Source organism: Frigoribacterium sp. AP1, from assembly GCF_056680555.1.
Genome location: NZ_CM155288.1, coordinates 2,178,165 through 2,191,062 on the forward strand (window position 1 = coordinate 2,178,165; position 12,898 = coordinate 2,191,062).

Below are 12,898 nucleotides of genomic sequence, written 5' to 3' on the forward strand. Positions count from 1 at the left end.
GGGGGACAATGGGCGGGTGATCGTGCTCGCCGCCACCCCCATCGGAAACCTCGGCGACGCCAGCCGCCGCCTGATCGAGACGCTGTCGAACGCCGAGGTCGTCGCCGCCGAGGACACGCGCACGGCGATCCACCTGATGCGCGCCCTGGGCGTCGAGAACCGCCCCCGCCTGATCGCCCTGCACGAGCACAACGAGCGCGAGAAGGCGGGCGAGATCGTCGAGCTGGCCCGCACCTCCGACGTGGTCGTGCTCACCGACGCCGGCATGCCCGCCATCAGCGACCCCGGGTTCCCGCTCGTCGAGGCCGCCGCCGCCGCGGGCGTCACCGTCACGGCGATCCCCGGCCCGTCCGCGGTGCTCACCGCGCTCGCCGTCTCAGGACTGCCCACCGACCGCTTCAGCTTCGAGGGCTTCCTGCCGCGGAAGCAGGGCGACCGGCTGCGCGTGCTGGGCGCGCTCGCCGACGAGCGCCGCACCATGGTGTTCTTCGAGTCGCCGCACCGCCTGGCCGATTCGCTGGGCGACCTCGTGACGGCCCTCGGGGCCTCGCGCCGCGTCGTCGTCTGCCGCGAGCTGACCAAGCTGCACGAAGAGGTGCGCCGGGGCAGCGCGGAAGAGCTCGCCGAGTGGGCGGCCGAGGGCGTGCGCGGCGAGATCTGCATCGTGGTCGAGGGCGCCCCCGAGCGCGTCGTCGACCTGGCCGCCGGGCTCGCCCAGGTGCAGGCCCTCGTGGCCGACGGCACCCGGCTGAAAGAGGCGACCACCGACGTGGCCGCCGCCACGGGCCTGTCGAGGCGCGACCTCTACCAGGCCGCCCTCGCGGCCCGCCCGCCCCGCGCGTAGGGCGTCGCGTACCCCTCGCAGGGCGGCGGGTGCAAGCTCGACGCAGGCACGTGCCCGAAGGAGGCGCGGCCCACCACGATCAGGAGGCACGGCATGAAGGCGGTCCGTTTCGAGCAGTACGGCGACATCGACGAGCTGAAGGTCGAGCAGGTGGCGAAGCCCGAGGCGGGTGCCGGCCAGGTCGTGGTCGCCGTCAAGGCGGCGGGCCTGAACCCCGGCGAGGCGGCGATCCGCGCCGGTCTGGTGCACGACGCGTTCCCGGCGGCGTTCCCGTCGGGGCAGGGGACCGACTTCGCCGGCGTCGTCGACGAGGTCGGAGCGGGCGTCGACGAGTGGTCGGTCGGCGACGAGGTCGTCGGCTGGGCGAACCGGTCGTCGCACGCCGAGTTCGTCGTCGTCGGCCACGACGAGCTCGTCGCCAAGCCCGAGAACGTGCCGTGGGAGGTCGCCGGCAGCATCAGCGTGACCGGCCCCACCGCCTACGCCGCCCTGCGCGCCGTGCAGGCGACCGAGGGCGACACGCTCGTCGTCTCGGCCGCGGCCGGAGGCGTCGGCGTGATGGTCTCGCAACTCGCCGTCCTCGGCGGGCTCACCGTGATCGGCACGGCGAGCGAGCGCAACCACGACTTCCTGCGTCAGCTCGGCGTCACGCCCGTCGAGTACGGCGACGGCGTCGTCGACCGCATCCGCGAGGCCGCCCCGCAGGGCGTCGACGCCTACGTCGACTGCTTCGGCCAGGGCAACGTCGGCTACGCGCTCGAGCTCGGCGTCGCCCCGCAGCGCATCGACACGATCATCGACTTCGCGGCCGCCGAAGAGCACGGCGTGAAGGCCGAGGGCAGCGCCCAGGCCACGAGCCAGGCCGTCCTGTCCGAGCTGCTCGAGCTGATCTCGACGAACAAGATCATGGTGCCGATCGACGGCATCTTCCCCCTCGACGAGGTGAAGGACGCCTACCGCGACCTCGAGGACGGCCACGCCCGCGGCAAGTACGTGCTCGGCATGGACGTCGTCGAGTACCCGGGCGAGCACGCGGGCGAGCGGGCGGGCTCCGACGACCGCACCGAGGAGCACGACGCGACCTGAGCCATCGACGCGACCCGCGCCTCCTCGTCCCCGACGGTGGACGCAGGAGGCGCGGGTCGCGTCATCACGTCGGTGCCCCCACCTAAGATGGTCCCCATGCCCGCCGGCGACTCCTTCTTCATCGCAACGCCCATCTTCTACGTCAACGACGTGCCGCACATCGGTCACGCCTACACCGAGGTCGCAGCCGACGTGCTCGCCCGGTGGCACCGTCAGCGGGGCGACGACGCCTGGCTGCTGACCGGGACCGACGAGCACGGTCAGAAGATCCTGCGCACCGCCACGAGCCACGGCGTCACGCCACAGCAGTGGGCCGACAAGCTCGTCACCGAGGCCTGGAAGCCCCTGCTCCAGACGGTCGACATCGCCAACGACGACTTCATCCGCACCACCGACGCCCGCCACGAGGCCGGCGTCCAGAAGTTCCTGCAGAAGCTCTACGACGACGGCTTCATCTACCAGGGCGAGTTCGAGGGCTTCTACTGCGTCGGCTGCGAAGAGTACAAGCAGCCGAGCGACCTCGTGCCCGGCACCGGCGCCTACGAGGGCGAGCAGGTCTGTGCGATCCACAGCATCCCGGTCGAGGTGCTGCAAGAGAGCAACTACTTCTTCCGCATGAGCGACTTCGAGCAGCGACTGCTCGACCTCTACGAGTCCCAGCCCGACTTCGTGCAGCCCGACTCGGTGCGCAACGAGGTCGTCTCGTTCGTCAAGCAGGGTCTGCGCGACCTCTCGATCTCGCGACAGAGCTTCGACTGGGGCGTCAAGGTGCCCTGGGACGAGAAGCACGTCGTCTACGTGTGGTTCGACGCCCTGCTCAACTACGTCACGGCGATCGGCTACGGCGTCGACGACGACGAGTTCCGGCGGCGCTGGCCGGCGGTGCAGCTCGTCGGGAAAGACATCGTGCGGTTCCACGCCGTCATCTGGCCCGCCATGCTCATGGCCGCCGGGCTGCCGGTGCCCGCGAACGTCTTCGGTCACGGCTGGCTGCTGGTCGGCGGCGAGAAGATGTCGAAGTCGAAGCTCACGGGCATCGCTCCGCAGCAGATCACCGACGTCTTCGGGGCCGACGCGTTCCGCTACTACTTCATGCGCGCCATCACCTTCGGCCAGGACGGCAACTTCAGCTGGGAAGACATCGCGGCCCGCTACCAGGCCGAGCTGGCCAACGGGTTCGGCAACCTCGCCTCGCGCGTCGTGGCCATGATCACCCGGTACTTCGACGGCACCGTTCCCGTCGCCGGCGACCTGACCGAGGCCGACCTCGCCGTGCGCGAGACCGAGCTGCGCGTCACGGCCGAGGCCGACGCGGCGATCGACCGCTTCGCGATCAACGAGGCGTTGGCCTCGATCTGGCAGCTCGTCGACCAGCTGAACGGCTACATCACCGAGCAAGAGCCCTGGGCCATCGCGAAAGACGAGTCGCAGCGCGACCGTCTCGCGACCGTCCTCGCCACCGCCCTGCGGGGCCTGGGCACCCTCACCGTGCTGCTGTCGCCGTTCATCCCGACGGCCACGCACACCCTGTGGCAGTCGATCGGGCAGGGCGAGCTGACCAGCCAGCCCGTCGACCGGGCGGCCGAGTGGTCGAGCGCTCCCGAGGTCCAGCCGCTCGCCGCCGGGCTCTTCCCCCGCATCGAACAGCCCGAGCCCGCGGCATGAGCGACGACACGGCCGGCGGCGTCGTGGCCGGTGGCGGCGCGACCGACGGCGGCACGCCTGCCGCAGACCCGGCGACGCACGTCCGGCACCGCTCGTCGGGTGCCGACGGGCAGAAGCGCGATCTGACCTACCCCGCGCCTCCTCAGCCGCTCGTCGTGCCGGTCTACGACAACCACACGCACCTCGAGATCGCCGACGGCGTCGGAGACGACGGCGACGGCCCCCTGGACTACCGCGAGCACCTCGACCGGGCCTCGGCCGTCGGCGTGCGCGGTGTCGTGCAGGTCGGCACCGACCTCGAGACGTCCCGCTGGTCGGCCGAGATCGCCAGCCGCGAGCCCCGGGTGCTCGCCGCCGTCGCGATCCACCCGAACGAAGCACCCGCCCTGGCCGCCGCGGGCACCCTCGACGACGCGCTGGCCGAGCTCGACGGGCTCGCCGCCCGACCGCGCGTTCGTGCGGTCGGCGAGACCGGCCTCGACTTCTTCCGCACCGGTGAGGACGGTCGCGCGGCCCAGCTCGAGGCCTTCCGCGGCCACATCGAGATCGCCAAGCGCCACGGCCTGGCCCTGCAGATCCACGACCGCGACGCCCACGACGACGTGGTCGACCTGCTGCTCGAGGTGGGCGCTCCCGAACGCACCGTCTTCCACTGCTTCAGCGGCGGGCCCGAGCTGGCGAGCATCCTCGCCGAGAACGGCTGGTACGCGTCCTTCGCCGGCACGGTGACGTTCAAGAACGCCCAGCCCCTGCGCGACGCCCTCGTGCAGCTGCCGCGCAACCTGATCATGGTCGAGACCGACGCGCCCTACCTGACGCCGGTGCCCTACCGCGGACGCCCCAACGCGCCGTACCTGATCCCCTTCACGCTACGGTCGATGGCCGAGACGATCGGCACCGACGTGTCCATGCTCGCCGCCCAGATCTCGTCGACGACCGAGCTGGTCTACGGCACCTGGGATAGCGAGCCCGTGACGGTCGAGGGCTGATGTCGCGCGCCACCCTGCTCGGCCCCGCCGAGATCCGCGACCTCGCCGACCTGCTGGGCGTGCAGCCGACCAAGAAGCTCGGGCAGAACTTCGTCCACGACGCCAACACCGTGCGTCGCATCGTCGCCGCGTCGGGCGTCTCGGCCGGCATGACGGTCGTCGAGATCGGCCCCGGGCTCGGCTCGCTCACCCTGGGCCTGCTCGAGGCGGGCGCCAAGGTGGTGGCCGTCGAGATCGACAAGCGCCTCGCCGAACAGTTGCCGAAGACCGTCGCGCAGCTGCAGCCGGCGGCCGACCTCACCGTCGTGGTCGACGACGCCCTGCGCGTGACGACCCTGCCCGACGAACCCACCCACCTCGTGGCGAACCTGCCGTACAACGTCAGCGTGCCGGTGCTGCTGCATTTCCTCGAGCACTTCGGCGGGCTCGAGCACGGGCTCGTCATGGTGCAGTCCGAGGTCGGTCTGCGTCTCGCCGCCGAGCCCGGCTCGAAGGTCTACGGCGGCCCGAGCATCAAGGCCGCGTGGTACGGCGAGTTCCGCGCCGCGGGCCAGGTCAGCCGGCAGGTGTTCTGGCCGGTGCCCAACGTCGACAGCATCCTCGTCGCCTTCGACCGCAAGCCGGCCCGGGGCAGCGACCTAGAGCGTCGGGCGACGTTCGCCCTCGTCGACGCCGCGTTCCAGCAGCGTCGGAAGATGCTGCGCCAGTCGCTGTCGTCCCTCTACGGCTCGTCCGCCGCGGCGTCCGAGGCTCTCGAGCGGGCCGGCCTCGCTCCGACGCAGCGGGGCGAGCAGCTCACCGTCGACGACTTCCTCGCCGTGGCCCGGGTCAGTGACGTCGACGCCCTCGCCGGGGCGTCCGTCGCCGCCGTGCTGCACTCCGACGAGGGCGAGGCCGGCTGAGCCGTGCCCCGACGCAGGAACGGCTCCGGCGGCGTGCCCTCCGGTACGGGCGGGGGCGAGCGTGAGCGCGGCGAGCAGCGGCTCAGCGACGCCCGGCTCGGGTCGGGCACCGGGCGCGGTGCGGCCGAGTGGTTCGCACGGCTCGACGCCGCGGGGGCGACGCGACTGTCCCACGAGCAGATCTCGCGCCTCCTGGTCGACGAGTTCGAGGTCGTGCCGTGGTGGGCCGAGGGCATCACGGTGCGTTACGAGCAAGAACGCGGCATCGAGCCGCCGGGGCGCCAGCCCGACGGCAGCTACGCGGTCACCGTCGGCCGGAGCCTGCGAGGTGCGCCGCTCGACCTGTTCGACCTCGCCGTCGACCGGTTCGCCCGGTACGCCGGGGGTCCGCCCGAGGTCGTCGCCCGGTCGGCGACGCGCCCGACCGCCGACTGGACCCTCGCGCACGGGGACACCCTGCGCCTCCAGGTGGTGTCGACCGGCGGTCCGAAGTGCTCGGTGTCGTTGACGCAGGGCGGCCTGCGCCTGCCCGAACGGGTCCAGCCCGTGAAAGAGGGGTTGACGCGGGCGTTCGACGTCATGGGTGATCGCCAGAACTGACTAGGTTGGACGCATGACGTCCGTGGCCGCCCCGACCGTGGTCCACACGCGTGCGCCGGGCAAGATCAACGTCTTCCTCGCCGTCGGCGATCTGCAGGACGACGGGTACCACGACCTCGCGACCGCCTACCAGGCCGTGTCCCTCTACGAAGACGTGCGCGCGCGGCACGCCGACGGCTTCACGGTCAGCGTCACGGGCGGCCCGTCGATCGACGTGTCGGGCGTGCCGACCGACGAGTCCAACCTGGCGATCAAGGCCGCGCGCCTGCTGGCCGAGACGACCGGCTACGCCGGAGGCGTCGCACTGACCGTCGACAAGGCCGTGCCGGTGGCCGGCGGCATGGGGGGCGGTTCGGCCGACGCGGCCGCGACGCTGCTCGCCTGCGACACCCTGTGGGGCACCGGCGTGGGCCGCGACGAACTGCTGCGGCTCTCGGCTCGGCTCGGTGCCGACGTCCCGTTCGCCTTCGCCGGCGGCACCGCGATCGGCACCGGCCGCGGCGACGAACTCAGCCCGGCCCTGGCGAAGGGACAGTTCCAGTGGGTGCTGGCCGTCGCCGACGTCGGCCTCTCGACGCCCCGCGTCTACGACGAACTCGACGCCCACCGGCTGCGGCACCAAGGCGAGATCCGGTCGGTGCGGCATCCCGTCGTCGACGCCGGCGTCCTGCAGGCCCTCCGTGCGGGTGACCCGGGCATGCTCGCGGACGCCATGCACAACGACCTCCAGGCACCCGCCCTGCACCTCCAGCCGGGCCTGGCCGACGTCCTCGAGCTCGGCGAGGGCAACGGTGCCCTGGCGGGCATCGTGTCGGGTTCCGGCCCGACCGTCGCGTTCCTCGCGCCCGACCTCGACGGCGCCCTCGAGCTGCAGATCGCCTTGAGCGCCGCCCGTCTCACGGTGGTGCGCGCCACGGGCCCCGTGCACGGCGCCCGCGTCGTCACCGACTGACTCCGTCGCCGCAGGCCCTGAGACCCCAGGAAGTCACCGAGACCCCTGTGCGCGCAGAGGGGTCTCGGCGCATTCCTGGGGTCCCGGTGACTCGCGGGGCTCAGCGCTCGTACTTGAGCACGTTGGTGCGGGTGAGGTGCCACTCGTCGGCGACGTGGAAGCCCTTCGCGGCGAGGTCGGCGGTGACGCGGGGGCGCCAGTCCTGCTTGTCGCTCGTGATCAGCCAGACGACGTCGAGGTCGTCGGTGCGGTCGATGACGTCCTCGAGCGGGTGCTGGACCTCCCACAGGCCGCCGGTCTCGGCCGCGGGGGTCTCGAGCGTGAAGTCGGACATGCCCTCGAACGCCGCGGGGTAGGTGTTCTCGATGATGCGCGACGTCGCCTTGGGGTGCCGACGCACGGGGCCGAACACGACGCCCTCGGTCGTACCGGCGGGCTCGAGGGCGCGCTGTCCGGCGACGAGGTCGGCCACCTGGTTCCAGGCGGCGGAGTCCTTCGCCTCGGGCTGTCGTTGACGCTCCCAGGTCGGAGCGGTGAGCACCAGGGCGAGCAGCAGCACGAGCGCGACGACCCGCCGCCAGGGGATGGCGGCCACCGCGACGGCCATCATGATCGCGACGGCCGGGGTGCCGAAGGTGAGGTAGCGCGGCGAGTAGAGCGGCTCGGTCACGAGCGAGACGCCCACGAGACCGACGGTGGGGACGATCATCCACGGCAGGACGACCTCGGCGAGGCCCCGGGCGCGGGGCACGAGACCGGCGACCACGACGACCAGGCCGGCGACGACCAGCATCCAGCCGAAGACGGCGAAACGGTCGTTCTGGTAGAACCACTGCGTCGTCAACACCTGGTTGATCGTGGCGAAGCTCGGTCGGTCGAGCCAGCCGACCTGGCCGCTCTGCTCGGACGTGAAGTACACGACGGGCAGGCTCGCGAGACCGGCGACGGCCGCACCGGCGAACCAGCCGAGGAACGAGCCGCGCGCGCCGTGCGGTCCGCCGACGAGCGGGGCGGGGTCCGCCGCGTCAGTCGACCCCGCCACCGACCCGGAGGAGGCGCGGAGGCGGCGCTCCCGTCGCCACTGCACCAGCATGGTGACGCCGTGCCCCACCACGACGAAGGCGACGTACAGGAAGAACAGCACCGAGACGACGGCGAGCACGGCGTAGGCGACCCACCAGCGCACCGCCGACGCCCGGGTGCGGGTCTCGCCCACCTGGGCCGTGCGACGCGAGGCGGTGACGAGCACGAGGGTCAGGGCGACGGCGAACATCGCCGAGAAGGCGTACGAACGGCCCTCGCCGCCCATCCAGGTCACGCGGGGGATCAGGCAGAACAGCAGGCCGGCCACGACGGACGTCCGGCGGTCGGCGAGGGTGCGAGCCAGCACGACCGTGAGCGCGGCCGCGAGCCCCGTGACGAGCGTGCTGGGAACCCGGAGCGAGATCGGCGAATACGGGAAGACGTCGAACCACAGGTGCATGAACGCGTAGTAGGTGGCGTGCACCAGGTCGACGGTCTGGACCATCTGCCAGAGCTGGCCCCAGCTGCGGGTCGCCGAGATGACCGTCGCCGCCTCGTCGTACCAGACCGAGGGCACCCAGAGGAAGGCTCCCGAGATCACGGCGGCCAGCAGGCCGATCAGCAGGGCGTCGAGGTGTCGCCAGTGCCGGAGGCGCGCGAGGGTCGTGCCCCGACCGGTGTCGGACGTCGTGGGTACAGTGGGCGCGGTCGATCGACCGTCGGCCGGATGCAGGAGGTTCGTCATGTCGTCTCTTCCCCCTCTCGGCGGATCTCGCGCGCGACACGGTGGTGACGCGCCCGGGGCGGCCGTGCGCGACGGTGGCGTGCACGGTGCCGACGTGCGCGACGGCGGACACGGCGGCGACCCCGCCGAGGGCGAACGCTACTCGCGAAGCGTGCGCCTGCCGGGGTTCGGTCTGGGCTCCCAGGGGCGTCTGGCGACGTCGAGGGTGCTGGTGGTCGGGGCCGGCGGGCTGGGCGCGCCGGTCATCCAATATCTCGCAGCCTCGGGTGTGGGAACCCTGGGAATCGTCGACGACGATGCCGTCGACCTGTCGAACCTACAACGCCAGGTGCTGTTCCGACCCGACCAGCTGGGCTTCCCGAAGGCCCGCGCCGCCGCCGACTGGGTGCGGGCCGCGAACCCCGACGTGACCGTCGTCGCCCACCCGTTCCGCCTGAGCGAACGCACCGCCGACCTGCTCGACGACTACGACGTCGTGGTCGACGGCAGCGACTCCTTCGACACCTGCTACCTCGTGGCCGACGCCGCGGCCGCTCGCGGCCTGCCGGTCGTCTGGGGCAGTGTCAACCGCTGGGACGGCCAGTTCAGCGTCTTCTGGGACGACGCCCCCGACGGCCGGGCGGTCGACTACCGCGACCTCCACCCCGCCCCGCCCGCCTCGGGCTGGGACGAGTCCTGCGCCGACGTCGGCGTGCTGGGGCCGCTGTGCGGCACGGTGGGCACGGGCATGGCCAGCGAGGTCGTGAAGCTGCTGACCGGACTCGGCGAGCCGCTGCTCGGCCGGGTCGTGACCGTCGACGCCCTGGGCGGCACCTGGCGTGAGAGCCGGTTGGCCCGTGCCCCGCACCGGGTCGAGGCCCGGGCCACGGTGAACGGCGCGCGCCGCGCCTCCTCGTCCTCGGTCCCGGGGGCGCACACGACCACCGCCGACACACCGGTGCATGGTCGCAGTGTCGGCCCCGACGTCGACGCCGACGAGCTGACGACCTTGCTCGGGGCACGCGCGACCGGCGACACCGATTTCACCCTGCTCGACGTGCGCGAGGTCGACGAGCACGACTTCGCCCACATCGCGGGTGACGTGCAGGCTCCCGGGTACGGCACGCGCACCCGGCAGCGGCCCGAACTCGACCCGGCGCAGCGGGTGGTCGTCTACTGCGCCCGAGGGCCGCGGGCCCGAGCCGCGGCCGACCTGCTGGCGGGCGACGGCTTCGACGTGTCGGTGCTGCACGGGGGCATGCTCGGGTGGCAGCTCGCGCAGGGGGCGCCCGCGCGACCGTAGGCGGGCGGTGCTCAGCCGCCGGCGAAGGGCGGCATGACGTCGATCACCGTGCCGTCGGGCACGAGCTGCTCGCGGTCCCGCGTCGTCAGTCCGTCGACGAGGAACGAGCAGCGCAGCAGGACGTCGCGGAAGTCCGCGGCCGACACGCCCTCGACCGGGCGGACCTCGGTCAGCAGGCGTCCGATGGTCGGGCGTTCGCCCGCGGGCACCTCGACGCGCTGATCGTCGCGGCCCACGGTGGTGCGGGCGGCCGCGAAGAAGCGCAGGGTCGCCGAGACGGAGGCCGAAGCGGCTTCGCCGACGGTGGGGGCGGGGTTCGTGGTCGTCATCTCAGCCTCCGATGGCGCTCATGGTGCGTTCGGGTTGCACGAAGTCCGGGTCGTCGATGCCGTGGCCCGAGGGCTTGGCCCACATGGCACCGCGCCAGGCGTCGGCCAGTTCGAGGTCGCTCGCCCCGCTGCGCAGCAGGTCGCGCAGGCCGGTCTCGCCGCCGCTGAAGAGGCAGCTGCGGATGCCGCCCTCGGCGGTCATGCGGGTGCGTCGGCAGTCGGCGCAGAACGGCTCGCTGACCGACGCGATGATCCCGACCCGACCCGTCAACCCGGCGTCGTCACCGCGACCGACGGCGTCGAACAGCTCGGCGGGGGCACCGTCGCGCGGGACGTCGGCGGGGCTCAGGTCGAACCGGGTGGCGATCAGCGAATGGATGTCCCGCGAGGTGACGAACGAGGCGCGGTCCCAGCTGCGGTCGGCGTCCAACGGCATCTGCTCGATGAAGCGCAGCTCGTGGCCGCCGCGCAGCGCCCAGGCGAGCAGGTCGGGGGCCTCGTGGTCGTTGATGCCGGGCAGCAGCACCGCGTTGATCTTGACCGGGGTGAGGCCGGCCGCGGCCGCGGCGTCGACCCCGGCGAGCACCTTGTCGAGGAAGGGGCGACGCGAGACCTTCATGAACGTCTCGGCGTGCAGCGAGTCGAGCGACACGTTGACCCGGTCGAGCCCGGCGTCGGCGAGGGCCTGCGCGCGGTGCGCCAGGCCGATCGCGTTCGTGGTCAGCGAGACCTCGGGTCGCGGCTCGATCGCGGCGACCCGCCGCACGATGTCGATCAGGTCGGCACGCAGCAGGGGCTCGCCACCGGTGAACCGCACCTGGCGGATGCCGAGGTCACGCACGCCGATGCCGACCAGGCGCACGATCTCGTCGGCGTCCAGCGCCTGCTCACGGGGGAGCGCCGGCAGGCCCTCGGCCGGCATGCAGTAGGTGCAGCGCAGGTTGCACTTGTCGGTCAGCGAGACCCGCAGGTCGGTCGCGGTCCGACCGAAGCGGTCGAGCAGTCCCGGTGCCACGTCGTTCGTCGGCCGCGGGGGCAGCAGGGCGTCGGCGGAGGCCCGGCCGGGCATGGTGGGCAGTCCGAGCGAGACGGTCATCCGTCGAGGTTAAGCCCGCGGGGCCGAACGCGCGGTGTCCGGGGGAGGCGACCCGCGCCTCCGTTCGTTCCCCGGCGCACGACGACCGGCGTCGCAGGCTCGATCGACGCCGTCCATCACGTGCGCGCGTCCGCGCATTCGGAACTAAGCTCACCCTCATGGCGCAGATACGGATCAAGGACGCTGCGGCGTTCCTCGGCGTGAGCGACGACACGGTGCGTCGCTGGATCGACCTCGGACTGCTCGAGAGCGTGAAGGACGACGCCGGGCGCGGCGTGGTCGACGGCCTCGCGCTCGCGACGCTCGCCCGGAAGAACGCCGTCCTGCCCGCCGACCCGTCCGAGGTGGGGCGCTCGGCACGCAACCGCCTGGTGGGCGTCGTCACCGAGATCACGGCCGACCGGGTCATGGCCCAGGTCGAGCTGCAGTGCGGACCGCACCGCATCGTCTCGCTGATGAGCAGCGAGGCCGTCCGCGAGCTGGGCCTCGAGCCCGGCTCGGTGGCCATCGCCGTCGTGAAGGCCACGACGGTCATCATCGAGACCCCCGGCGGGAAGGCCTGACCCGTGGGAAGAACCCGCTCGAACGTCACGACGCTCGCCGGAACCCTCGCGGTGGCGACGGCCCTCGCCCTGACGGGTTGCTCGGGTGCGACCGTCGACCCGGCGACCAGCGCGACCCCGACGGCCTCCGGCTCGGCCCTCGAGGGGTCGATCACGGTCTACGCCGCCGCCTCGCTCACGACCACGTTCACCGAACTGGCCGACGAGTTCGAGAAGGCCCACCCCGGCACGACCGTCGAGCTGACCTTCGCGGGCTCGTCCGATCTCGTCACGCAGATCACCGAGGGTGCCCCCGCGGACGTCTTCGCCTCGGCCGACGAGGAGAACATGGCGACGTTGACCGACGCCGGACTCGTCGACCCGTCGGCACCCGAGGACTTCGCCACGAACGTCCTCACGATCGCGGTGCCGTCGTCGAACCCGGCCGGCGTCACCGACTTCGCCGACCTCGCGAAGCCCGACGTGAAGACCGTGATCTGCGCCGCCCAGGTGCCGTGCGGGGCAGCGACGGCGACGGTCGAGAAGGCGACCGGCGTGACGATCTCGCCGGTCAGCGAGGAGTCCTCGGTCACCGACGTGCTCGGCAAGGTCACCTCGGGCGAGGCCGACGCCGGGCTGGTCTACGTCACCGACGTCGAGGCCGCCGGTGACAGCGTGCAGGGCATCGACTTCCCCGAGGCCGACCAGGCCGTCAACACGTACCCGATCGCCCCCGTGGCCGACACGGCGAACCCGGCGGTGGCCGAGGCGTTCGTCGCCTTCGTCACCGGCGAGGTCGGGCAGGGCGTGCTGCAGGACGCCGGCTTCGGCACGCCGTGAGGA

General features: G+C 72.5%; 13 protein-coding genes. 10 read left to right on the plus strand and 3 right to left on the minus strand.

The window, feature by feature from the left end; genetic code table 11:
• Positions 1–16 precede the first annotated feature (16 nt).
• The 7 genes from rsmI (at position 17) to AC1MBW_RS10455 (ending at position 7,038) form a co-directional block, all read left to right on the plus strand.
• Positions 17–844: a 16S rRNA (cytidine(1402)-2'-O)-methyltransferase gene (gene rsmI, locus AC1MBW_RS10425; RefSeq protein WP_480024418.1), complete on the plus strand. Its 828-nt coding sequence runs from the start codon at positions 17–19 to the stop codon at positions 842–844.
• 93 nt (positions 845–937) lie between these two features.
• Positions 938–1,930 (plus strand): NADP-dependent oxidoreductase, encoded by a 993-nt coding sequence (locus AC1MBW_RS10430; protein WP_480024419.1) that lies wholly within the window; start codon positions 938–940, stop codon positions 1,928–1,930.
• Positions 1,931–2,026: 96 nt separating this feature from the next.
• Positions 2,027–3,595: a methionine--tRNA ligase gene (metG, locus tag AC1MBW_RS10435; protein WP_480024420.1), complete on the plus strand. Its 1,569-nt coding sequence runs from the start codon at positions 2,027–2,029 to the stop codon at positions 3,593–3,595.
• Entirely contained in the window at positions 3,592–4,584 is a 993-nt protein-coding gene (locus AC1MBW_RS10440; protein WP_480024421.1) for a TatD family hydrolase, read from the plus strand. Before metG ends, AC1MBW_RS10440 begins: the two co-directional genes overlap by 4 nt.
• The gene (gene rsmA, locus AC1MBW_RS10445) at positions 4,584–5,486 is read left to right on the plus strand and encodes a 16S rRNA (adenine(1518)-N(6)/adenine(1519)-N(6))-dimethyltransferase RsmA (protein WP_480024422.1); all 903 of its coding nucleotides are present in this window, start codon (positions 4,584–4,586) and stop codon (positions 5,484–5,486) included. The genes AC1MBW_RS10440 and rsmA overlap by 1 nt, the downstream gene beginning before the upstream one ends.
• A gap of 33 nt (positions 5,487–5,519) precedes the next feature.
• Entirely contained in the window at positions 5,520–6,086 is a 567-nt protein-coding gene (locus tag AC1MBW_RS10450) for a hypothetical protein (protein WP_480024423.1), read from the plus strand.
• A gap of 13 nt (positions 6,087–6,099) precedes the next feature.
• The gene (locus tag AC1MBW_RS10455) at positions 6,100–7,038 is read left to right on the plus strand and encodes a 4-(cytidine 5'-diphospho)-2-C-methyl-D-erythritol kinase (protein WP_054146905.1); all 939 of its coding nucleotides are present in this window, start codon (positions 6,100–6,102) and stop codon (positions 7,036–7,038) included.
• A gap of 100 nt (positions 7,039–7,138) precedes the next feature.
• Here the strand turns inward: AC1MBW_RS10455 and AC1MBW_RS10460 are convergent, their stop codons facing one another.
• Positions 7,139–8,806: a glycosyltransferase family 39 protein gene (locus AC1MBW_RS10460; protein WP_480024424.1), complete on the minus strand. Its 1,668-nt coding sequence runs from the start codon at positions 8,804–8,806 to the stop codon at positions 7,139–7,141.
• On the opposite strand from AC1MBW_RS10460, the gene AC1MBW_RS10465 reads away from it, so the two are divergent.
• Positions 8,805–10,088 (plus strand): ThiF family adenylyltransferase, encoded by a 1,284-nt coding sequence (locus AC1MBW_RS10465; protein ID WP_480024425.1) that lies wholly within the window; start codon positions 8,805–8,807, stop codon positions 10,086–10,088. The two genes, AC1MBW_RS10460 and AC1MBW_RS10465, sit on opposite strands and share 2 nt — an antisense overlap.
• Before the next feature lie 11 nt (positions 10,089–10,099).
• On the opposite strand, the gene AC1MBW_RS10470 is transcribed toward AC1MBW_RS10465, so the two are convergent.
• Both AC1MBW_RS10470 and moaA read right to left on the minus strand, forming a co-directional pair.
• Positions 10,100–10,417 (minus strand): MoaD/ThiS family protein, encoded by a 318-nt coding sequence (locus AC1MBW_RS10470; RefSeq protein ID WP_480024426.1) that lies wholly within the window; start codon positions 10,415–10,417, stop codon positions 10,100–10,102.
• A gap of 1 nt (position 10,418) precedes the next feature.
• Positions 10,419–11,513, minus strand: a complete 1,095-nt coding sequence (gene moaA, locus AC1MBW_RS10475; protein ID WP_480024427.1) for a GTP 3',8-cyclase MoaA — start codon at positions 11,511–11,513, stop codon at positions 10,419–10,421.
• 158 nt (positions 11,514–11,671) lie between these two features.
• Here moaA and AC1MBW_RS10480 point away from each other — a divergent pair, with 158 nt between their 5' ends.
• Both AC1MBW_RS10480 and modA read left to right on the plus strand, forming a co-directional pair.
• Positions 11,672–12,076 (plus strand): TOBE domain-containing protein, encoded by a 405-nt coding sequence (locus AC1MBW_RS10480; RefSeq protein WP_480024428.1) that lies wholly within the window; start codon positions 11,672–11,674, stop codon positions 12,074–12,076.
• Positions 12,077–12,079: 3 nt separating this feature from the next.
• Positions 12,080–12,895: a molybdate ABC transporter substrate-binding protein gene (modA, locus tag AC1MBW_RS10485; RefSeq protein ID WP_480024429.1), complete on the plus strand. Its 816-nt coding sequence runs from the start codon at positions 12,080–12,082 to the stop codon at positions 12,893–12,895.
• Positions 12,896–12,898 lie beyond the last annotated feature (3 nt).

Coding starts and splice junctions, on each gene's coding strand:
- AC1MBW_RS10430 (WP_480024419.1), top strand. CDS start 938: ATGAAGGCGGTCCGTTTCGAGCAGTACGGCGACATCGACGAGCTGAAG.
- metG (WP_480024420.1), top strand. CDS start 2,027: ATGCCCGCCGGCGACTCCTTCTTCATCGCAACGCCCATCTTCTACGTC.
- AC1MBW_RS10440 (WP_480024421.1), top strand. CDS start 3,592: ATGAGCGACGACACGGCCGGCGGCGTCGTGGCCGGTGGCGGCGCGACC.
- rsmA (WP_480024422.1), top strand. CDS start 4,584: ATGTCGCGCGCCACCCTGCTCGGCCCCGCCGAGATCCGCGACCTCGCC.
- AC1MBW_RS10455 (WP_054146905.1), top strand. CDS start 6,100: ATGACGTCCGTGGCCGCCCCGACCGTGGTCCACACGCGTGCGCCGGGC.
- AC1MBW_RS10465 (WP_480024425.1), top strand. CDS start 8,805: ATGTCGTCTCTTCCCCCTCTCGGCGGATCTCGCGCGCGACACGGTGGT.
- AC1MBW_RS10460 (WP_480024424.1), bottom strand. CDS start 8,806: ATGACGAACCTCCTGCATCCGGCCGACGGTCGATCGACCGCGCCCACT.
- AC1MBW_RS10470 (WP_480024426.1), bottom strand. CDS start 10,417: ATGACGACCACGAACCCCGCCCCCACCGTCGGCGAAGCCGCTTCGGCC.
- moaA (WP_480024427.1), bottom strand. CDS start 11,513: ATGACCGTCTCGCTCGGACTGCCCACCATGCCCGGCCGGGCCTCCGCC.
- AC1MBW_RS10480 (WP_480024428.1), top strand. CDS start 11,672: ATGGCGCAGATACGGATCAAGGACGCTGCGGCGTTCCTCGGCGTGAGC.